The organism is Gilliamella sp. Nev5-1, from assembly GCF_001690895.1.
GTDB lineage: Bacteria > Pseudomonadota > Gammaproteobacteria > Enterobacterales > Orbaceae > Gilliamella > Gilliamella apicola_C.
The window spans coordinates 1-21,648 of sequence record NZ_LZHO01000008.1 but is presented as its reverse complement, the minus strand read 5'-3'; the positions used below and the strand labels follow the sequence as shown (position 1 = coordinate 21,648).

General features: G+C 35.9%; 15 protein-coding genes, 3 tRNA genes, 2 rRNA genes and 3 pseudogenes. 6 read left to right on the top strand and 17 right to left on the bottom strand.

Features of this window, described 5'->3' with window-relative positions:
- Nucleotides 1–86 precede the first annotated feature (86 nt).
- Nucleotides 87–855 (bottom strand): annotated as a pseudogene (gene murJ, locus A9G41_RS01320) (murein biosynthesis integral membrane protein MurJ); the annotation flags it as partial.
- Between the two features lie 9 nt (nt 856–864).
- On the opposite strand from murJ (A9G41_RS01320), the pseudogene A9G41_RS14875 reads away from it, so the two are divergent.
- A pseudogene (locus tag A9G41_RS14875) lies at nt 865–1,017 on the top strand (AbgT family transporter); the annotation flags it as partial.
- Between the two features lie 192 nt (nt 1,018–1,209).
- Here the strand turns inward: A9G41_RS14875 and A9G41_RS14145 are convergent.
- The 3 genes from A9G41_RS14145 to murJ (A9G41_RS01305) form a co-directional block, all read right to left on the bottom strand.
- Complete coding sequence (locus A9G41_RS14145) at nt 1,210–1,362, bottom strand: hypothetical protein (protein ID WP_176700478.1); 153 nt, start codon at nt 1,360–1,362, stop codon at nt 1,210–1,212.
- 129 nt (nt 1,363–1,491) lie between these two features.
- The gene (locus A9G41_RS01310) at nt 1,492–2,385 is read right to left on the bottom strand and encodes a hypothetical protein (protein ID WP_065582827.1); all 894 of its coding nucleotides are present in this window, start codon (nt 2,383–2,385) and stop codon (nt 1,492–1,494) included.
- Nucleotides 2,386–2,462: 77 nt separating this feature from the next.
- Nucleotides 2,463–4,001, bottom strand: coding sequence for a murein biosynthesis integral membrane protein MurJ (gene murJ / locus A9G41_RS01305; RefSeq protein WP_065582826.1), 1,539 nt, complete (start codon nt 3,999–4,001; stop codon nt 2,463–2,465).
- Between the two features lie 334 nt (nt 4,002–4,335).
- Here murJ (A9G41_RS01305) and A9G41_RS01300 point away from each other — a divergent pair, with 334 nt between their 5' ends.
- Nucleotides 4,336–5,895, top strand: coding sequence for an AbgT family transporter (locus A9G41_RS01300; RefSeq protein ID WP_065582825.1), 1,560 nt, complete (start codon nt 4,336–4,338; stop codon nt 5,893–5,895).
- Between the two features lie 23 nt (nt 5,896–5,918).
- Nucleotides 5,919–7,151 carry a peptidase T gene (gene pepT, locus A9G41_RS01295; protein ID WP_065582824.1) on the top strand — a complete coding sequence of 411 codons (1,233 nt, stop codon included), beginning with the start codon at nt 5,919–5,921 and terminating at the stop codon, nt 7,149–7,151.
- 186 nt (nt 7,152–7,337) lie between these two features.
- Here pepT and A9G41_RS01290 read toward each other — a convergent pair.
- The 8 genes and pseudogenes from A9G41_RS01290 to znuA all read right to left on the bottom strand — a co-directional run bounded on the left by A9G41_RS01290 (nt 7,338) and on the right by znuA (nt 16,317).
- A tRNA-Lys gene (locus A9G41_RS01290) sits at nt 7,338–7,413 on the bottom strand.
- 128 nt (nt 7,414–7,541) lie between these two features.
- Entirely contained in the window at nt 7,542–8,258 is a 717-nt protein-coding gene (gene ybgF / locus A9G41_RS01285) for a tol-pal system protein YbgF (RefSeq protein WP_075539213.1), read from the bottom strand.
- Nucleotides 8,259–8,322: 64 nt separating this feature from the next.
- Nucleotides 8,323–8,802 carry a peptidoglycan-associated lipoprotein Pal gene (gene pal, locus A9G41_RS01280; protein ID WP_065653014.1) on the bottom strand — a complete coding sequence of 160 codons (480 nt, stop codon included), beginning with the start codon at nt 8,800–8,802 and terminating at the stop codon, nt 8,323–8,325.
- 169 nt (nt 8,803–8,971) lie between these two features.
- A complete protein-coding gene (gene tolB, locus A9G41_RS01275) occupies nt 8,972–10,267 on the bottom strand; it encodes a Tol-Pal system beta propeller repeat protein TolB (protein ID WP_065580071.1) in 1,296 nt (431 codons plus the stop codon).
- A gap of 416 nt (nt 10,268–10,683) precedes the next feature.
- On the bottom strand, nt 10,684–11,493 hold the full coding sequence (gene mutM, locus A9G41_RS01270; protein ID WP_065582821.1) for a bifunctional DNA-formamidopyrimidine glycosylase/DNA-(apurinic or apyrimidinic site) lyase: 810 nt from the start codon (nt 11,491–11,493) through the stop codon (nt 10,684–10,686).
- A 12-nt stretch (nt 11,494–11,505) separates the two neighbouring features.
- Nucleotides 11,506–13,818 (bottom strand): annotated as a pseudogene (gene mrcB, locus A9G41_RS01265) (bifunctional glycosyl transferase/transpeptidase); the annotation flags it as partial.
- Nucleotides 13,819–13,980: 162 nt separating this feature from the next.
- Entirely contained in the window at nt 13,981–15,336 is a 1,356-nt protein-coding gene (gene mepM / locus A9G41_RS01260) for a murein DD-endopeptidase MepM (protein WP_065567796.1), read from the bottom strand.
- Nucleotides 15,337–15,363: 27 nt separating this feature from the next.
- Nucleotides 15,364–16,317 carry a zinc ABC transporter substrate-binding protein ZnuA gene (gene znuA, locus A9G41_RS01255; RefSeq protein ID WP_065582819.1) on the bottom strand — a complete coding sequence of 318 codons (954 nt, stop codon included), beginning with the start codon at nt 16,315–16,317 and terminating at the stop codon, nt 15,364–15,366.
- Nucleotides 16,318–16,410: 93 nt separating this feature from the next.
- Between znuA and znuC the strand changes: the two genes are divergently transcribed.
- From znuC to A9G41_RS01240, 3 genes are all read left to right on the top strand, one after another.
- Nucleotides 16,411–17,190, top strand: a complete 780-nt coding sequence (gene znuC, locus A9G41_RS01250; protein WP_075539211.1) for a zinc ABC transporter ATP-binding protein ZnuC — start codon at nt 16,411–16,413, stop codon at nt 17,188–17,190.
- On the top strand, nt 17,187–17,987 hold the full coding sequence (gene znuB / locus A9G41_RS01245) for a zinc ABC transporter permease subunit ZnuB (protein WP_065582817.1): 801 nt from the start codon (nt 17,187–17,189) through the stop codon (nt 17,985–17,987). Before znuC ends, znuB begins: the two co-directional genes overlap by 4 nt.
- A 122-nt stretch (nt 17,988–18,109) precedes the next feature.
- Nucleotides 18,110–19,633 carry a YifB family Mg chelatase-like AAA ATPase gene (locus A9G41_RS01240; RefSeq protein ID WP_075539210.1) on the top strand — a complete coding sequence of 508 codons (1,524 nt, stop codon included), beginning with the start codon at nt 18,110–18,112 and terminating at the stop codon, nt 19,631–19,633.
- A gap of 4 nt (nt 19,634–19,637) precedes the next feature.
- On the opposite strand, the gene A9G41_RS01235 is transcribed toward A9G41_RS01240, so the two are convergent.
- The 5 genes from A9G41_RS01235 to A9G41_RS01215 form a co-directional block, all read right to left on the bottom strand.
- Entirely contained in the window at nt 19,638–19,976 is a 339-nt protein-coding gene (locus tag A9G41_RS01235; RefSeq protein WP_075539209.1) for a DUF413 domain-containing protein, read from the bottom strand.
- A gap of 132 nt (nt 19,977–20,108) precedes the next feature.
- Nucleotides 20,109–20,184: transfer RNA gene (locus tag A9G41_RS01230), tRNA-Trp, on the bottom strand.
- Nucleotides 20,185–20,193: 9 nt separating this feature from the next.
- A tRNA-Asp gene (locus tag A9G41_RS01225) sits at nt 20,194–20,270 on the bottom strand.
- 37 nt (nt 20,271–20,307) lie between these two features.
- Nucleotides 20,308–20,423 (bottom strand): 5S ribosomal RNA (gene rrf, locus A9G41_RS01220).
- Between the two features lie 170 nt (nt 20,424–20,593).
- Nucleotides 20,594–21,648: ribosomal RNA gene (locus A9G41_RS01215) — 23S ribosomal RNA — on the bottom strand; the annotation flags it as partial.

Genomic DNA, 21,648 nt, shown 5'->3' with positions numbered 1-21,648 from the left:
TTTCCTCATTAGTTTTATAATTAATGATTTTTACTATTTGATACTTTTTTGAAAAAATGAAATTTATCTTTACCCGTTGTTTATTATTAATCAATTCGTTTAATAAAGTGTTTAATCTTAAATCCCATAGCAATCAATGACACAAAATAAACAACGATGCCAACAATTACCAATAAAAATAATCGCCCTATACGAACCCACATTGAACCCGTTGACCAATCAGGTAATAGCTGTGAGCCAGACCATAACACTGTGGACATTAATATTACGGCAATAATGACTTTAATTAAAAAGAGATACCAACCAGGTTGGGGTTGATAAAGTTGTTTTTTACGCAGTTGCCAATACAATAATCCAGCATTAAAGCAAGCGGCTAAACCAATGGATAGTGAAAGGCCTGCATGCTGTAATGGCCCAATAAAAACAAGATTCATTAGCTGTGTTAAAATTAACGTAACAATTGCAATTTTGACGGGAGTTTTAATATCCTGACGCGAATAAAATGCGGGTGCTAACACTTTAATTAAAATCAATCCAAGTAGACCGATAGAATAAGCCACTAAGGCTCGCTGTGTCATTAAGGTATCATTTAGGGTAAATTGCCCATACTCAATTAATGTTGATATAAGAGGACGAGAGATAACGCCTAATGCCACGGTACTTGGCAAAGCCAGTAAAAAACAAAGTCGCAATCCCCCAATCTAATACCTTAGAATATTGCTTATGATCACCTTTAGAAAAACTTTTCGCTAACGAGGGTAATAAAATCGTACCTAATGCTACGCCAAGCACGCCAGCAGGAAATTCCATTAAGCGGTCTGCATAATACATCCATGAGACCGATCCTGAAACTAGAAGTATTTTGTTACTTTTTTTACCAAGATAGTACCTAATTTTATCAGCTTTCCACCGCTTGGAATTACAATTGTGGCGACATTAGGCATAGGTATTGCTGAGAGCAGTGGTTATATCCATGTGCTACTCAAAAAATTACTGGCTATTACCCCGAAAAATATAACAAATGTTAGCACATTCGAAACTACACAATCTCAATAATCTTCATTTTACGCTAAAAACATTCAGAAAACACATTGATTTTATTGAAGTTTTTATTTTGCTTTTTTTATAAAAATCATCCACTTTTTATCTACAACGGTGGTTAATGCCGTACCTTATTCGACGTCATAATGTGCCATCGGCAAAGCAAGGTTAGCACGTCAAACAAGAATGTTTGGCTAAGGCTATTTTATCGGGAATAATTTTGTCAGGAATAAATCGGTACCGATGCGTAAAACCGAGTAAACGAGATGGACAGTGCAGGCCGCATTCGGCAACCATTTCACGGGCTGGGTGATTCAGCATAACCCTCCCCAGCGCAAGCGTTATCATCAATCGCTTATTATATCCTCAAAGCTCAAAATGACCGCCCCCCTCAAAACAAATCATTTTTTAAAATCAGCCAGAAAAGCCATTGATTTTATTTGATCTCTATTATTTTTGTTTTAAAAAATAATGCTTAGTCACTTTATTAATAATCAAACAAATTAGCATAATAAGCAATACCAATAGGAGTAGTCTACAACCTGCATGTATCAATACATCAGCGTTAATATAATATCTTATCGGCATTTTGTACATGAAAGTAAAATAAAGAATGTCGCAAATAAAAATCATCATGGCAGACACAGAAATACTTTTAATGAGTTTTTCTGATTGAATTTTATTAAAGGGTTGCTTAAAACAGCTTTTAGACAAAAACAGTCCAAGCAATATACCACCAATATACAAAGACTCTTGAAAGTCACTAAGCATTAAATCAAAAGCATTAGTGATTAATTCATACCCTTTAATCAAAATAAAACCAATAAACGTTGAAAATAAAATGAAGTGAATATTTGAGCTATTAGTTTCTGTAATTGCAAATGACTGTTTGCTTTTTATAAAGTATTTTTCAAAGAAATTTGTTAAATAGTAAATTAATAAGCTGTATAGCAAAGCGCAAAAAATAACTGATGAGATAACTATTATCATTATTGGGAAAATAGGTAGCTCGTAGTAATAAACAATTATAGTTTGTTGAATAAATGCAGCAATTATTGAAAATATCATCATCATAAAATTCAACAGTATTACATTGATTTTATTAACAATATGAACATTAGCGTAATGAAGAACAAGCGACAACACCCCAAAAACCCATAATGTATTTACAAATTTATTTTGATAGAAATAAATTGAAGTATCAAAATCTAGTGACCGAAATGCGTCCCAAAAAGTTTCGTAATTGTATTGCACAAATGCGAAATACATCGAAAAAAAACAACTCAATAAAAAATAAACTATACTACCTATAATAGGTAGTGTAAAAAAAGAGACTTTATTCATCTTATTTCCTTATTAATTCTTACTTAAACGTTCCTGTTACCTAAAATTTTTAACAAAATTTTAATTATTGGTTGTTGTTAATCAATTCGTTTAATAAAGTGTTTGATCTTAAATCCCATAGCAATCAATGATGCAAAATAAACAACGATTCCAACAATTACCAATGCAAATAATCGCCCAATACGAACCCACATTGAACCTGTTGACCAATCAGGTAATAGCTGTGAGCCAGACCATAACACTGTGGACATTAATATTACGGCAATAATCACTTTAATTAAAAAGTAATACCAACCAGGTTGGGGTTGATAAAGTTGTTTTTTACGCAGTTGCCAATACAATAACCCAGCATTAAAGCAAGCGGCTAAACCAATGGATAGTGAAAGGCCTGCATGCTGTAATGGCCCAATAAAAACGAGATTCATTAGCTGTGTTAAAATTAACGTAACAATTGCAATTTTGACGGGAGTTTTAATATCCTGACGCGAATAAAATGCGGGTGCTAACACTTTAATTAAAATCAATCCAAGTAGACCGATAGAATAAGCCACTAAGGCTCGCTGTGTCATTAAGGTATCATTTAGAGTAAATTGTCCATACTCAAATAATGTTGATATAAGGGGACGAGAAATAACGCCTAATGCCACGGTACTTGGCAAAGCCAGTAAAAAACAAAGTCGCAATCCCCAATCTAATACCTCAGAATATTGCTTATGATCACTTTTAGAAAAACTTTTCGCTAACGAGGGTAATAAAATCGTACCTAATGCTACACCAAGCACGCCAGCAGGAAATTCCATTAAGCGGTCTGCATAATACATCCATGAGACCGATCCTGAAACTAGAAATGAGGCAAAAATCGTATTAATAATTAAAGATATTTGCCCTACTGACACCCCTAAAATTGCGGGTCCCATCTGTTTCAAGACTCGCCAAACACCACTATCTTTAAAACTAATACGTGGCAACACTAACATACCAATTTTTTTTAAATAGGGAAGCTGATAAAGTAATTGCAAAATACCGCCTACACCAACCGATGCAGCAAGCGCTAATACTGGAGGGTTAAAATAAGGAGTCAAAAATAGCGTGAATAGAATCATACTTACATTCAATAGCGTTGGAACAAAAGCAGGAACAGAGAAGCGATTCCATGTATTGAGTATCGCGCCAACAAGTGAAGCCAGTGATATAAAAAAGATATAAGGAAAGGTTATACGCAACATGGTCGTTGCAAGTTCAAATTTTTCGGCTGACTCTTGCATAAATCCGGGAGCCGTTAACATTATAATAAAAGGTGCAGTAACAACGCCAATTAAGGTAACAAAGGCTAATACTAAGGTTAAAAGCCCAGCTATATAAGCAACAAAAGTACGTGTTGCCTCAATACCTTGTTGATTCTTATATTCAGCCAGAATGGGCACAAAGGCTTGAGAAAAGGCGCCTTCAGCAAAAATACGCCGTAGCAAATTAGGCAATTTGAAGGCAACAAAAAAAGCATCGGTCGCCATGCCTGCGCCAAAAAAACGCGCAATAATGGCATCGCGCACAAAACCTAATACACGGGAAACCATTGTCATGGAACTTACGGTTGCTAAAGATTTTAAAAGATTCATATTTAATTTATATACAAAGTATACAACCTAAAACGGATAATGATGCATAGTCTACAAACTATCGCTTAAAACCACCATGCTTTTTTCAATAAACTTTGCCTTTTATTAGGTAAACCGCTAGCGTATAAATTTAACATTATCTCTTATAAAATTAATCTTTTGTTCATCTTTGGAATGCACTTTTGACACAATACCAACCACATCAATTAGGTAAAAAATAGTGATGTAAAAAATATTCAGAAAAGGATAATTTCAGTATAAAACAACGTTATTTGCCTACACTATAAACATGTGTTAGATTGTCAATCCGAACAATATTTACACTAATTTTATTATGAATCAGACAACAAATCCGTCACCAATAAGAACGGGGGGTTTTCTAAATACTATTGAACGAATTGGAAACAAAATCCCCGATGTAACCACTCTTTTTTTCTATGCTTTAGTCATCTGTTTTGTTGCTTCGCTATTGCTTTCTTTTGTGAGTTTTAACTATATTAATCCTGTCACGCAAGATAAGCTTGTTGTTGTTAATATGTTAGCGCCTGAGCATCTTGTTACTTTTTTTACCAAGATGGTACCTAATTTTATCAGCTTTCCACCGCTTGGAATTACAATTGTGGCGACATTAGGTATAGGTATTGCTGAGAGCAGTGGTTATATCCATGTGCTACTCAAAAAATTACTGGCTATTACCCCGAAAAATTTAGTCACACCATCAGTGATTTTTGTCAGTATGGTTTGCCACATTGCTGCTGACTCAGCTTATGTGATTTTAATGCCAGTATCGGCTATGATGTTCTATGCAATTGGTCGCCACCCGCTAGCTGGGATTGCGGCTTCATTCGCTGGATTAGCTGGTGGATTTAGTTCAAGCTATACACCATCTATTATCGATCCAATCATGCAAGGCTTTACTCAAAGTGCAGCACAAATTATTGATCCATCTTATCAAGTCAATGTACTTTGTAACTATTTCTTAAGTTTTGGCGGTACCTTTTTTGTATTATTAGCTTGCTGGTTTGTTACCGATAAAATCGTCGAGCCTCGATTAAATGCAACCATGCCTTTAAATAGTGATCTAAAATTAGATAACATTGCCAACTCGCCAGCGATTACACCCGTTGAAAATCGTGCTTTCAAAGTAGCTTCAATTGTCTTTATAATTATTGCTATTGGCTTAATTTTATTATTGTTACCAGAAAACTCTTTATTGCGTGCATCTGATGGAAGCATGACAAGCAATAAGGCTCCAATTATGCAAATTATTGTGCCATTATTATTTGTATTTTTTGCTATTCCAGGCTTAATACATGGTTTTATAACTGGTGCATTTAAATCATCACGCGATATTGTAAAATCAATGGAAAATATCACTAAATCACTTATTCCATTCATTGTTTTTGCTTTCTTTTGTGCTCAATTTCTATATGTCTTTTCTCACTCACAAATTGGAACATTAATTGCAGTTGGTGGCGCCGATTTATTAAAAGCACTGCACCTGCCTCCAGTTGTAACCATATTTGGTGTGATCATTCTAACAAGTATGTTAAATGTGTTAATTACCTCGGCATCATCGAAGTGGGCTATTTTAGCGCCGATTTTTGTACCTATGCTTATGTCTGTTGGTATCTCGCCAGAATTAACTCAAGCCGCTTACCGCATTAGTTCTGCGGTTAATGTTAGTACGCCTATGTTTGCTTTTTACCCGCTGATTATTGCCTATTGCCAGCAATACTGTAAAAATACGGGTGTAGGTACATTAAGTTCAATGATGATTCCTTATACCGCTGCACTACTTATTGCATTAACGATAAACTTATTGCTTTTTTGGTTCCTAGGCCTACCAATTGGTTTTGATAGCGGTTATGTTTATCCGCCAGTAAATAATTAGCCACCACAAGGAGTCAAAATATTATGAATATTACCGAACAACTAGTTAAACGTTTTTTACGTTATGTCAACGTTCCAAGTCAAAGCGCTATTGGTTGCACACATGTGCCCTCAACTCCAGGGCAAACAGAATTAGCCAAATTACTTAAACAAGAGTTAATCGAACTTAATCTACAAGATGTTCATCTTGATGAACATAGTATTCTAACGGCTAAACTCCCCGGCAATAACCCAAAAGCGCCTAAAATTGGCTATGTTGCCCATCTTGATACTGTCGATGTTGCCTTATCAGATAAAGTTAAGCCACAGAGAGTAACCTTTACTGGCCAAGATATTCTATTAAACAAAGATAAAAATATTTGGTTTAAAGTCGATCAGCATCCCGAACTAAATAAATATCTCAATGATGAATTGATTGTCACTGATGGTACCAGCGTACTTGGTGCTGATAATAAAGCAGCCATTGCCATTGTGATGACTATGTTAGAGCAATTACAACAACAAAATTATACATATGGCGATATTTATGTTGCCTTTGTACCAGATGAAGAAGTCGGCTTAAATGGTGCCAAAAAACTGGATTTAAACCGTTTCAAGCCTGATTTTGCTTACACAATCGATTGTTGTGAGTTAGGTGAAGTCGTTTATGAGACATTCAATGCTGGCTCAGCCATTATTGAAATTGAAGGCATCTCTGCTCATCCTATGTCTGCTAAAAATGTTTTAATCAATCCTATCGGCATTGCCAATGACATTATTAACTGTTTTGATAGCTTTGAAACACCAGAACATACCGAAGGCAAAGAAGGGTATTTTTGGTTTAATGATATCGTTGGTAATCAAAGTACCACAACATTAAAAATGAGTATTCGTGACTTTGATTTAGCTAAGTATGAGGCGCGTAAGGCTTATATACAAGAAGTTATACGTTTTATTAGCTTAAAATATCCAAAAGCAAAAATTGAGTGTAACATTACCGATACCTATAGCAATATCGCTAACTATTTAGGTAATGACCGTCGCTGTATTGATTTAATTTATCAATCATTTGAACAACTCAATATTCAACCAAAAACCATCGCAATGCGTGGAGGAACCGATGGTTCTGCTCTTTCTGCTAGAGGGCTTACCACGCCAAATTACTTTACTGGTGCTCATAACTTCCATTCATGCTTTGAATTTTTACCATTATCATCATTTCTTAAATCATTTGAAGTAACAATGAAAATTATTGAATTAGCAGCCAAGAATAAATAACCTTAAAAAGGGAGATATCTCCCTTTTTCCACCTACGAAGCATTTCGATAACGATAAGAAGCAATCCTCTCACCGATCCTACATTGTTAATACAAAATAAAATTATTTCATTAACACCTTAGCAAGCTTTATAAAGGGCTAATAAAAAATAATTGATTGATTGATTGATGAATTTTCTAGAGAGTGTGGTGGGTCGTGAGCGATTCGAACGCTCGACAAACGGATTAAAAGTCCGCTGCTCTACCGACTGAGCTAACAACCCATTTCAGAAAACAACTACTTAATTCCTTAAGGTTTCAAGTAATTTCGGGTTGGTATAATACTTATAATTATAATGTTACGCAACCCTTTTATTGATATTTCTATTTAACAGATGGTTATTTGTACATTTTACTTTAGCGATGCTAACTTTTTTTTAGCCTGATCAACAACGTTTTTATTTTTAGAATATTTACTTATAACTTGTTGAAAAACGATTCTAGCATTTTTCTTATCGCCTTTCTCAAGTAAAATCAAACCAACTTTATATAGGCTATCTGCAGCTTTGGAAGAGGTCGCAAACTTTTTCACTACAGTTGCATAATAAAATGAAGCCTGATCTTTATTTCCTTGCTTATAATAAAGTTGACCTATCCAATAATTAGCATTAGCTAAATAACCTGACTTTGGATAAGCTTTTATAAATTTTTGAAATGCCGCAACGACCTCATTACTTTTTTTCCCATCGTTAACAAACTGCATGATAAAATTATAATCAGCCTTATCACGACCCGAAGTTTCCCAACCAGATAAATCAGATGATGGCGTTGTTGCCGTTGATGAAGAAGTATTATCCTCAGAAGTGTTCGCATTTGCAGAAACGTCTGAGCCACCAACCATTTGTTGAAGAATCATTTTTTGACGTTCTATCGTCTGATTAAGTTGGTATCTAGTTTCTTCTAATTGCCCTCGAAGCGCATCCACTTCAGCTTGTAAATCATTAATCCTTTCCTGATTTTGTATTAATAATTGACCTTGTGCCTGAATAGTTCTATCCGATTCTGAACTGCCTGCTGCACAGCCAGTGAATAAAAGAAATAAGAACAATACGAGTGTTTTTTTATGCATATTATATTACTCAGCATGAATGTAGAAAAGAAACGGCTGAATAATCAGCCGTTATAAAATGCTATTAGTTGATAGCATAAGTTACTACAGCACGACGGTTTTTAGCATAAGCTTCTTCGTCATGGCCTAATACTGCTGGTTTTTCTTTACCATATGATACAATTTCCATTTGGCTACCAGAAGCACCATTACCTTGTAAATATGATTTAACTGCAGCAGCACGACGTTCACCTAATGCAATGTTATATTCTGGCGTACCGCGTTCATCTGCATGACCTTCGATAATTACTTTCACGTTATTTGCACGAATAAATACTGCATGTGCATTTAATAATGTTGCATAGTCAGATTTAACATTATATTTATCAAAATCAAAATATACTGTATTGATTTGTTGTAATTTATTTAATTGCTCTAAAGCTTCTTTTGATAAAGAACCACTTGCAACACCAGCTACATTGCTACTGTTATTAGACGAACATGCAGTTACAGTAATTAGTGGTAAAGCAACCGCGGCTACTTTAAGAAATTTAGAAAATTGCATTGTATTAACTCCTTTTGTTTAAATAAATTATTACCTGTATTTTTACACACCTAACCAACTTCAAAGTAACAGCCGTTACCAACCAGAACGATTAGAGGTATATATTATAATGCCCTTGTGCTTTACACAATTTTAATAATTGCAATATTGTGCAAATTATAACCTCTTCTTATAAATATGGCGACCATGAAGGGAATTTTACTTGCCCATCTGTTGCTGGTAATCTTGCTTTAAAATTACCATCTGTTGAAACTAGATTCAAAATTGTACCTAATCCTTGTGATGAGCTATAAATGATCATAGTACCATTTGGCGCAATGCTTGGCGTTTCATCCAAAAAGGTGTCTGTTAAACGTTGATAGGTATTTGTGCTTATATCATATCGAGTAATATGTTGTTCACCATTATTGGTTGATATCATAGCAATAAAAGAACCATCAGGTGATACCCGCGCATTTTGATTCTGTGTATTATCCCAAGTTAGCCTTTGAGATGCACCACTATTAATGTTGATACTATAGAGTTGAGGGCGACCTGCTTGATCAGAAGTGTAAACAATAGTTTGATTATCAGGCATCCAAGATGGTTCTGTATTATTATTACGATTAGAAGTAATTTGCGTGATTTTTTTGCTACTTAAATCCATCATATATAAATTTAAACTTCCCCCTTTAGATAAGGCAAAAGCTAATTTACTGCCGTCTGGAGAAAACGCTGGCGCACCATTATGTTGAGGAAAAGACGCAATTGTTTGAACAGCGCCACTATCCAATGTTTTTAAAACTAGTGAAGAATGGCCTCCTTCAAATGTTACATAGGCTATTTTTTTACCATCTGGTGACCAAGTTGGAGACATTAATGGTTCTTTGGAACGATGAACAGTAATTTGATCATAACCGTCATAATCAGATACTCTTAATTCATGTGAAAAAGGTCCTTTAGTTGTTTTAACAACATAAGCAATTCGTGTTCTAAAAGCACCTTTAATACCGGTTAATGATTCAAAAATTTCATCACTTGCAGTGTGAGCCGCGTAACGGAGCCAACGCTTATCAATAGAATATTGATTTTGTGCTAAAACGGCACCTGGGCGATTTACGATATCAACTAATTGATAATTGATAAGGTATTTCCCAGAAGCATCTGGCTGAATCGAGCCGACAACTACCGCAGAAACCCCCAGATTATTCCAAGCCGCAGGCGTAACTTCAGAAGCTGTTGTTGGTTTTTGTGGCATACTATTAACTTCAACAGGATTAAATTTACCACTATTACGTAAATCTGAAGCAACGATATCTTCTATAATTTGTGGTGGTTGACCAGAGCCTGTCCACTTAAATGGCACAACAGCGACTGGTTTAGCAGAGCTTACGCCATCGGTAATAATAATTCTTACCTCAGAATTAGCCATCGTGGTAAAACATAGAATAAAACAAGTTGTCAAAAAGCGAAAAGCGAATTTGATCATCTTAAATTCCTTAATAAAAATAAGACACATTGAGTTAAATAAAATATAAATCCGTAAAAAAGAAAACAAAACCTTTGAAAATTAAGATACAACAGCTAATTGCCCCCCATATATTAAACTTTACAAGCTATAAACAATGATTCAGAAAAAAGATAGCTGATAACAGGTAACAAGTCCATAGCCTTTAAAATAAAAAGATCTCTGTAATATTAATGGTTTTACTATATAAAGTAATCAACGCAGTAACAAAAATAACTTCTTTAATTGTAGTTGCTTATACTAATCTTATTTAAATAAGGTTTAAAGGGCTTAAAAAGATATTTTTGTAAAAGAAAGGGAGCCAATACATGCAAAATATTTAAAATTCTTAGCAACTAATCACAAAAAATAATAATTTGGTAGAGCTAACGTTGCTATATTTGGCAATATTCACAATAAAAGGTATTGCGTTGTCCTATTTTTTGCGATTTTATCTCTGCACCACAAATTAGACATCGCTCGCCATTGCGCCCATAAACTTGTAGCTCTTGTGCAAAATACCCTGGTTTTCCATTAGATTGAAGAAAATCCTTGAGCGTTGTCCCTCCTTGTTCAATGGATTTGCTAAGAACTTGCTTAATAGCAGCAACAAGCCTTTCAAATTCATTTAATTGTAATGAGCTTACTTTACGGTTAGGATTGATTTTCGCCATAAACAATGACTCAGAAGCGTAAATATTGCCAACGCCAACCACAATATGGTTATCCATAATCCAACTTTTAATGGAAACCTGTCTATTTTTGGCTTTTTCGAATAAATATATAGCTGAAAACTCATGACTTAACGGTTCTGGACCTAAATGTTGTAATTGCAGTATTTCGTCTAGCGAATTTGCCCAGAGCCAAGATCCAAAACGCCTAGGATCAGTATAACGCAATGTAACACTATTTTCTAAAATGAGGTCTATATGATCATGCTTTTGTGCTTTTTGAGGCTTTGGTAAAATACGTAAACTACCTGACATACCTAAATGAATTACGATCCAGTTATTAGATAGTTGTAGCAATAAATATTTAGCTCGACGCTGTATATCTAAAATAACCTGTCCATGTGCATTACTTATAGCGCTATCAACAGGCCAGCGTAATTTAGGTTGTCTAACAATAATTTTATGTATAATCTGTCCTTTTAAATATGGCAAAATGCCTCGACGACTTGTTTCAACTTCGGGTAATTCAGGCATATTATTCCCCTCTTAATTATTTAATAGGTCTGTAACCCAATTGGGTACCTGTTCAGTGGCCATCATTTGGTTATTTCCAGAACATAAATCCTTAGGGTTAATGGTCCATACGGGTAAAGTACGCACACCATCGCCATTACATAGCCACTGACCATTACTATCAATTGGTACCATAAAAACATTTTGCGGTATCGGCAATACCAATTTCTTTGGTGGATTGTTTTGTAAATATTCACTATAAATTTTCAGCGCTCCTGTAGCTCCAGTTAATTTCATTGGTGAATGATCATCTAAACCAATCCAAATAACAGCAACATTCCTGCCGTCAACGCCTGTAAACCAGCTATCACGAGAATCATTGCTTGTCCCCGTCTTAGCAGCTAAATTAAACGAACCGTATTTAGCTTTTAATGAACGAGATGTGCCCGAACTAACAACTTGTTGCATAGCATAAGTTGTCAAATAAGCTGATTGTCGAGACACTGCCTGAAGTTGTTGTGGATAGCTTTGATAAACTAGCTTACCTTTATCAGTCAATACATATCTTAAAATAGTAAGCGGAGAACGTTGCCCATTATTAGTGATAGTTTGAAACATCTGAGCTGTTTCTAATGGTGTTAATTCTAATGCACCAAGCAATCTTGATGGTAAATTAGGTATACGATCTGTAGGAACTCCTAATGCTTGTAAAGTATTTTTCGTTGCATCCAGTCCTAATTCCATACCTAAATTAACCGTTGGTACATTTAATGAAAGTGCCAAAGCGTCCACTAACATAACACGATCACGGAATTTACGATCGTAATTTTTAGGCTGCCAATACCCACCACTATCAAGCTTAACCGATAATGGGCTATCATTAAGCCATGTATTAAGTTGGTAATAATCAGGTTGCCCAAGTGCAGTTAAATACGTTGATGGTTTAGCTAATGAACCAATCGCTCTTTGCATTAGCCAAGCACGGTTATAACCAGGGTAACGTGGGTCTGAACTACCAATAATTGAGCGAATTTCCCCTGTTTCTCGACTAACTACAACCATTGCTGATTGTAATTTTTTTTTCGTTGATTTGCGCAATTTGTCAATTTCGTTAGTCACCGCTTGCTCTGCTGCAGATTGAGCTACCGGATCAAAAGTGGTAAAAATCTTCATACCTGACAAATGATCTGCTTTATCACCCAATTGTCTTCGCAGTTCACTACGTACAACTTGCATAAATGCTGGTTGCGGTGAAATCACCCCCCCCTTGGGTAGCACTGATAGTGGGCGCTGACTTAATAAATTATACAACTCATCATCAATTATGCCTTGTTGCTGAGCAAGTTTTAACACCACGTTACGGCGCTCAATAACTTGTTGAGGTTGTGTCCACGGATTATATAACGAAGCGCCTTTTACCATACCAACTAGCACTGCTTGCTGATCTAATGTAAGTTCATTAACTGGCCGCCCAAAATAGTAAAGACTTGCCAATGGAAAACCATGAATCTCTTCTCCTCCCGCTTGCCCAAAATAAACTTCGTTTAGATAAAGCTCTAAAATACGTTCTTTACTATAACGACCATCTAAAATCAAAGCCATATAGGCTTCGCGTATTTTACGGCTTAAACTACGTTCATTAGTCAGAAAAAGGTTTTTAACAGTTTGCTGAGTTAAGGTACTACCTCCTTCGATGCGGCCAGTAGTCAAATTAACGAAAATAGCACGACCGATAGAATATAAGCTTACACCATGATGATCATAAAAACGCTTATCTTCTGTAGCAACCAATGTTTGCAATAACGAATCAGGAAACTGCTTCAATGGAACAAATAATCGTTGCTCGCCATTTGGAGAATGCATCATGGTAATTAATTTAGGATCAATTTTTAGCAATCCAAAATCGCGCCCAGTTTCTAGATTAGTAATGCGATCTATACGATTTTTATAAAAAGTAATACTAACTCTAAATGACGGCTCTTCACCATCAGGAAATGTAAAAGGTCGTCGATAAACCTCAACAGCATTATTACTTACAATAAACTCACCTGGGCGGCTGGCTTTTGTATCTTGCTGACGATATTGTGCACCCTCTAACATTGTCACTACATCATTTAGACTATATTCACTATCAGGCTCAAGATCTATAATTTGTCCATAAACTGCCGCTGGCAACTCCCACACGTTACCATCAACTCGCTCCTTGATTTGTTGATCAAGATAAACGCCGTAAACAATAGCTACAGCCACAATGACAAGAAATAGCTTAAATAATAAGGTCAAAAACCGGCGCCAAAGTGTAGACTTCTTATTTTTTTTATTTTTTGGAGAATTTTTGGGAGACCGTTTTTTTGATGTTTTAGTTGACGTGTTCAAACTGCACCTAATATTTATTATTCAATAAAAATTAGCTTATCATAACATAATTTTTTAAGAATATTGCGGTCTTCTTTTTGTAAAAAAGTTTCAGGTAAAATCGATTTTGAAGCATAAAACAAGTGTATGAATTTAAAAATCTAGCTGTGAGCTAATAGTTTTAACTTTCGACAAAAACGCTTTTTTTGACTTACCTGTCAACCCTTCCGAAATAGGTAAACTTGCTGTCAATGGATTAACCGGCTTATTATTAATGTGTAGCTCAAAGTGCAGGTGAGGTCCTGTAGAACGGCCTGTATTTCCAGATAACCCAATCTTATCACCTTGTTTAACTTGCTGACCTGGTTTGACTAAAATCTTATCCAAATGCATATAAGTTGTCATATACTGACGCCCATGCCGAATAGCAATATAATTACCAGCCGAACCACTATACTTTGCAATGACTACTTCACCATTACCAACTGATAAAACTGGTGTACCGCGAGACACTGCAAAATCAACACCATTATGTGGAGTTATCGCACCGGTAACAGGATGTAAGCGACGAGGGTTAAAACCAGAGGAAACTCTAGCTTGCTTTGCTAATGGATAACGGAAAAAACTTTGCGACAAACTGTTCGCATTAATATCATAATATTTACCATCATCTGCTAAAATAGCGTAATAATCTTTGGTACCATTTTTAATGCGTACACCTAACAACTGACTATTAGATAAACGATTGCCATGCATCTCTCTGGTTAAAACAACTGAAAATTTATCACCAACTTGCAATCGACGAAAATCTAAACGCCATTGTAAAGCACGAGTAATTACGCCAATTTCATTACTAGTTAATCCATTTTTGCGAGCATCTGCAACAAAGCTACTTTTAATATCACCTTTTATCACAATATTTTGTGGTACACTTTCAACTGTTTCTGAACTTTCTACAAATTTATCGCCCGATTTTTCATAAATTCGAATATTATTACTGGAGATTGTCCAACTAAAAGTTTGCAAATTATGATTATCATCAGTCGTCCAACTAATTTGTTGACCTATTCTCAAATTTGCAAGTTGTTTAAATTTTGTCGTTAACTGATAGATGTCATTTCGATTAACGTTATAACGAATCAAGATATCATGCAGGGTATCCCCTCGTGCAATAGTGTATTGCACAGTATTATCTTTATCATCAACAATGTCATCTAATTCATCTTTAACAATCTCATCTTCAGGAATATCTGATGATTCAGTAACTGTAGAAGGTTTCCCATTTACCATCTCAACTTTTCCATCATCGATAACAACAGAAGAATGGGTGTTATCATTTACAGTCGTTTCAGCTTGAGGCGTTAAAGGAACATAAACCGTTCGATTCAAATTGAGTGGATTCCACAGAACGATAAATAAGATAACAATGAAAAGAACACCTAATATTGAAAAATAGGTATTTCTAAAATTATTTTTTTCAATATCAGGTGATTTTATTTGTCTTGCCAAAATTAACCTTAACTATTTATTCTAAAACTAGTCTTTATCTAAACAATCCAACAGTTGCTCTGTTAATTTTGCTAAAAATTGTGAATATGCATCTTTAGAAAGAGAAATACCCGTTCCTAATGGATTTAGCTCTCCAATACGTACATCTGTTCCATTCACTATTTTTTCAATAACTGCAGGGCTAAACTGTGGCTCTCGAAATACACATACTGCTCGGTGCTCTTTGAGCGCCTGTTGAATTGCATAAACCTTTTGAACACCCGGCTGAATTGCTGGATTTATAGTAAAACTGCCTAAATTCTTTAATCCGAACTGCGATTCAAAATACCCATAAGCATCATGAAACACAAAATACCCTCTATTCTGTACGTTAATGAGTTTTTTTGCAATGTTTTGTTCTGTTTCTGCAAGTTTTATGATGAATTCGTTTAGATTTGCATCAATCAATGCGTTTTTATCTGGATACAGGGTAATAAGTCGATCATGGATTGACTGCGCAATCACCTTGGCAATTTTAGGTGAAAGCCAAATATGTTCATCATATTCACCATGATGACCATTAGCAGGTATAGGATGGGAGTGAGTATCTTCATGTTCATGATCCTCATGACCTGTTCGAAGCAATACTTTAATCTCTGGTATTGCCATTAATTCAATTTGTTTTTGCTTATCAATACTTTTTAATATTGTTGGCATAAAAGCTTCCATATCTTCGCCAACCCAAACCACAAGTTCAGCTGATTTAACTTTAGCCAAATCAGATGGTTTTAAATAATAACTATGTGGAGATGCGCCATCAGGAAGTAAAATATCATTATCAGTTACTCCTGAAGCGATTGCTTCGACAATAAATCCTATTGGCTTTACAGACGAAATAACTTTCGCATTAGCATAATTAACAATACTTTGAATAAACATTAATGAACCAAGTATCATTAAGAAAACTAATTTTTTACTATTTAGTAGAATATATTTTTTCATACAATTTTCCTATATTTATTATGTATGGTAAAATAGAGTTAATTATTGTTATAATATAACATAACATATTTATAGACAAGGGTGATTAACAAAATGACTCCACTCATTTCGCTTGATAATGTTTCGGTGCAAATTGACCATCAAAAAATATTATATGAGGTTTCGTTAGTCATTCATCTTAATCAAATTATTACAGTACTTGGTCCTAATGGAGCGGGTAAATCGACACTGGTGAAAGTTATTTTAGGATTAATGCCATACACCTCAGGAACAATCACATGCTTACCTAACTTAACGATTGGTTATGTGCCGCAGTCAATCAACTTAAATCCAACACTACCTATTACTGTTAGACGTTTTATGTGTCTTAATAGACAGTTAAATAAAAAGGATATTTTTAATATATTATCAATGGTAAAAGCTGAATATTTAATCAATGAATCTATGCATCAATTATCAGGTGGTGAATTGCAACGTGTTTTGCTCGCTCAAGCTTTAGTTAAGCGCCCTCAATTACTGATTCTTGATGAACCTACTCAAGGGGTAGATGTCAATGGCCAAGTACTATTATATGATTTAATCGCTGATGCAAAAAAACAGTTCAATTGTGGCGTGTTAATGGTTTCCCATGATCTTCATTTGGTCATGGCAAAAACCGACGAAGTAATCTGCTTAAATCATCATATATGCTGTTCTGGCACACCAGCAATTGTTTCTAATGATCCAGAGTTTATTTCTCTTTTTGGACAACATGAAACCTCGCAACTCGCTATTTATAAACATCATCACAATCACCAACATGATTGTTGTAAACAATCTATTGAGCAAAATAAGCGTATTGTTTTGCCTAGTTATAGAAGGAAAAAACAATGATTGAATTACTATTACCTTCTTTATTAGCGGGATTATGTTTAACTAGCATAACTGGGCCTTTAGGCACTTTCGTTGTTTGGCGAAGAATGTCTTATTTTGGCGATACTTTATCACATGCTGCTTTACTTGGTATCGCATTTGGCTTTTTGTTGGATATCAATTTATTTTATGCAGTCATTTTTGTCACACTCTTACTAGCTATCGGATTACTTTGGTTAGAAGCACAAAAACAATTACCAATTGATACATTACTTGGTATTTTAGCTCATAGTGCCTTATCACTAGGCTTAGTAGTAATTAGTTTAATGGACAATATCCGTATCGATTTAATGGGATATTTATTTGGCGATCTTTTATCAGTAACATATTTAGATCTTTATCAGATTATTATTTGTGTAGTATTCATTGGTGCTTTATTATTTTGGCAATGGAATAACATTTTATTTATCACTGTAAGCGAAGAATTAGCTTTTAGCCATGGCATTAATGTACAGCTCACAAAATTGCTTTTGACTTTACTACTAGCATTAACCATAGGTCTGTCAATGAAATTTGTTGGAGCGCTAATTATTACATCTTTACTTATCATTCCTGCCGCAACAGCAAAATATTATTCAAAAACACCCGAAACAATGGCGTTAATTGCAATAATAGTAGGGATGCTATCGGTAGTTGCTGGAGTGCTATTCTCATTTGTTTATGACACCCCAACAGGTCCCTCTATAGTATTAAGTAATACTTGTCTATTTTTTATATCATTACTTATTTCAAAACGCATTTTAAATAAAACAAATTAAAATCACTGCAAAATCGTATTATTTATTGCGTGTTATATCCCATTAATAAATGGCTTTAATGGTTTTTTCGATATTTTCTAATATGATAATAATAAAATTAAACATATTAATAATTAAAAACTATGTCACTTGCAATTATTTATACTCGAGCCTCTATTGGAATACAAGCACCATTAATAAACGTTGAAGTTCATATTAGCAATGGGTTACCAGGCTTTGTATTAGTTGGTCTTCCTGAAGCAACCGTTAAAGAAGCTAAAGATCGAGTTAGAAGTGCCATTATTAATAGTGGTTTTACCTTTCCAGCTAAAAAAATAACGGTAAACTTATCTCCAGCAGATTTACCCAAAGAAGGAAGCCGCTTTGATTTACCAATAGCTATTGCGATACTTGCCGCAACAGAGCAAATTCCAACAGAAGATTTATTACATTATGAATTTTTGGGTGAATTAGCTCTTTCAGGAAATATTAGAGCCGTAAAAGGCGCAATACCAGCTGCAATTTCCTCTAAAAAGAAAAATCGCAGATTAATTATTTCCGCCGAAAACCAATCAGAAATTTCTTTAATTCACCAAAGCAACACATTAATCACCAGTAATTTACTAGAATTATGCCAATATTTATATAAAGAAATTGATTTACCAACAGTTCAATATCGTGAATATCAAGGCGGTAACAATAACCCAGCTAGTTTACAAGATATAATTGGGCAAGAACACGCCAAGAGAGCATTAGAAATTGCAGCAGCGGGAGGGCATAATTTATTATTAATTGGACCTCCAGGTACAGGTAAAACTATGTTAGCAACGCGTTTAACCTCTTTATTACCTCAATTATCTGATGATGAAGCACTTGAAAGTGCGGCAATAACAAGCCTTGTCAGTTCATATGGATCAGTAAAAAATTGGCGTAAAAGACCTTTTAGAGCGCCTCACCATAGCGCATCAACTGCAGCTCTTGTTGGCGGAGGAACAATCCCTAGACCTGGAGAAATTTCTCTAGCCCATAACGGCGTATTATTTTTAGACGAATTACCAGAATTTAATCGAAAAGTATTAGACGCGTTAAGAGAACCCATTGAATCGGGAGAAATTATCATTTCAAGGGCAAATGCAAAAATAAAATTTCCCGCTAGATTTCAGTTAATAGCGGCAATGAATCCAAGTCCAACAGGACATTATCAAGGCACACATAATAGAACAACACCACAGCAAACTATTCGCTATTTGAATCGGCTTTCAGGACCATTTCTTGACAGGTTCGATATTTCTATTGAAGTTCCTTTACTACCTAAAGGTGCTCTAAGCCAAAAAGTAACTTCAGCAGAATCAACTGAAACAGTAAAACAACGAGTTCTAACAGCAAGAAATACTCAATTAAAAAGAAGCAGCAAACTAAATAGCCAATTAAGCACAAATGAAATTCAATGCTATTGCCAATTATCAAATGAAAATAATGAATATTTAGAGCAAGCTTTAATTAAATTAGGTCTCTCTGCTCGTGCATGGCACCGAATACTAAAAGTATCGCGCACAATCGCAGATTTAGATTTATCAGAAACCATAGAACGAAAACATGTTTCAGAAGCATTAAGTTATCGCTCTATGGATCGGTTACTAATTCAATTACACAAAAATATTGGTTAAAGAATTAGTCATCACTATCTACAAAATCGTCTGTTACATCAACCTGTGGTTTTCCACCAGATAATGTATGAAAACGTTTTGGCTTATTTATACGAGAAAGATACTTCAACCATGTTTTTTCAAAATCAGTTGATGGCTCTTTTTTACCTTTGCAAACCGCTACAAATGATTTTTCTTCTGCAGTGGTAGGCTTTTTAGCTTCTGTGTCAAGATCTTTAAAAGCACAACCATACTTTTCTAAAATCATAGCTTCTTTAATAGTAAAATCGCCGTGGCGAGAAAATCCTCTTGGATAATTCTTATTATCGAAAAAACGTTGTTGACTCATAAAACTCTCAGCCATGTTCTATCCTCTAGATTGTAAAAGTAGTTGGCGGGAATTATAATTGACAAAGTTAATCTGTAAACAAAATTCTTTTATTTATACGGATAAAATCGGTTAACTGGCTAAAATTAAAACATAAATGTTATCTTGTGGCAGGGGCGGAGAGTCTCGAACTCCCAACACCCGGTTTTGGAGACCGGTGCTCTACCAATTGAACTACGCCCCTAAATGGAAGTGGCGGAACGGACGGGGCTCGAACCCGCGACCCCCTGCGTGACAGGCAGGTATTCTAACCAACTGAACTACCGCTCCACCGTATTTGGTGTGTTAATATAAATAAAATTTAAAAGTCTGGCGGCACCCTACTCTCACATGGGTAATACCCACACTACCATCGGCACTACGGCGTTTCACTTCTGAGTTCGGCATGGGGTCAGGTGGGACCACCGCGCTATTACCGCCAGACATATCCTGTCTTCTCTTCTCTCAATTACCATGTATTATCTCATATCCACAGCAATTGCTCAATCCGGAACAAACTGCTCTCTCATTTATTAAACAATTTAAAGTCAATCTCTCTAAATATATCAACTTCAATCATCCTATCGCGTAACTCCAAAACAACTCCGAGTTGTAAGGTTAAGACTCTCGGTTCATTAGTATCAGTTAGCTCAATGTATCACTACACTTACACACCTGACCTATCTACGTCTTAGTCTCAAACGGACCTTACTGAATCTCTTCAGGGAAAACTCATCTCAAGGCTAGTTTCGTACTTAGATGCTTTCAGCACTTATCTATTCCGCACGTAGCTACCGGGCAATGCAATTGGCATCACAACCCGAACACCAGCGGTGCGTTCACTTCGGTCCTCTCGTACTAGAAGCAAACCCTCTCAATTTTCCTACGCCCATGGCAGATAGGGACCGAACTGTCTCACGACGTTCTAAACCCAGCTCGCGTACCACTTTAAACGGCGAACAGCCGTACCCTTGGGACCTACTTCAGCCCCAGGATGTGATGAGCCGACATCGAGGTGCCAAACACCGCCGTCGATATGAACTCTTGGGCGGTATCAGCCTGTTATCCCCGGAGTACCTTTTATCCGTTGAGCGATGGCCCTTCCATTCAGAACCACCGGATCACTATGACCTACTTTCGTACCTGCTCGAGCCGTCACTCTCGCAGTCAAGCTAGCTTTTGCCATTGCACTAACCTCCTGATGTCCGACCAGGATTAGCTAACCTTCGTGCTCCTCCGTTACTCTTTGGGAGGAGACCGCCCCAGTCAAACTACCCACCAGACAGTGTCCCTTACCTCGATTCAGAAGTATAGGTTAGAACATCAAACATTAAAGGGTGGTATTTCAAGGTCGACTCCACACACACTGGCGTGCATGCTTCTTTGCCTCCCACCTATCCTACACATTAAGGCTCAATGTTCACTGTCAAGCTATAGTAAAGGTTCACGGGGTCTTTCCGTCTTGCCACGGGTACACCGCATCTTCACGGCAATTTCAATTTCACTGAGTCTCGGGTGGAGACAGCCTGGCCATCATTACGCCATTCGTGCAGGTCGGAACTTACCCGACAAGGAATTTCGCTACCTTAGGACCGTTATAGTTACGGCCGCCGTTTACTGGGGCTTCGATCAAGAGCTTCTGCATAAGCATAACCCCATCAATTAACCT

Bases quoted from the DNA above. Each gene is read 5' to 3' on its own strand.
- A9G41_RS01300 (WP_065582825.1), top strand. From the start codon at position 4,336: ATGAATCAGACAACAAATCCGTCACCAATAAGAACGGGGGGTTTTCTA.
- murJ (WP_065582826.1), bottom strand. From the start codon at position 4,001: ATGAATCTTTTAAAATCTTTAGCAACCGTAAGTTCCATGACAATGGTT.
- pal (WP_065653014.1), bottom strand. From the start codon at position 8,802: ATGCAATTTTCTAAATTTCTTAAAGTAGCCGCGGTTGCTTTACCACTA.
- pepT (WP_065582824.1), top strand. From the start codon at position 5,919: ATGAATATTACCGAACAACTAGTTAAACGTTTTTTACGTTATGTCAAC.
- mutM (WP_065582821.1), bottom strand. From the start codon at position 11,493: ATGCCTGAATTACCCGAAGTTGAAACAAGTCGTCGAGGCATTTTGCCA.
- znuB (WP_065582817.1), top strand. From the start codon at position 17,187: ATGATTGAATTACTATTACCTTCTTTATTAGCGGGATTATGTTTAACT.
- znuA (WP_065582819.1), bottom strand. From the start codon at position 16,317: ATGAAAAAATATATTCTACTAAATAGTAAAAAATTAGTTTTCTTAATG.
- A9G41_RS14145 (WP_176700478.1), bottom strand. From the start codon at position 1,362: ATGCTGAATCACCCAGCCCGTGAAATGGTTGCCGAATGCGGCCTGCAC.
- A9G41_RS01240 (WP_075539210.1), top strand. From the start codon at position 18,110: ATGTCACTTGCAATTATTTATACTCGAGCCTCTATTGGAATACAAGCA.
- A9G41_RS01310 (WP_065582827.1), bottom strand. From the start codon at position 2,385: ATGAATAAAGTCTCTTTTTTTACACTACCTATTATAGGTAGTATAGTT.
- ybgF (WP_075539213.1), bottom strand. From the start codon at position 8,258: ATGCATAAAAAAACACTCGTATTGTTCTTATTTCTTTTATTCACTGGC.
- A9G41_RS01235 (WP_075539209.1), bottom strand. From the start codon at position 19,976: ATGGCTGAGAGTTTTATGAGTCAACAACGTTTTTTCGATAATAAGAAT.
- znuC (WP_075539211.1), top strand. From the start codon at position 16,411: ATGACTCCACTCATTTCGCTTGATAATGTTTCGGTGCAAATTGACCAT.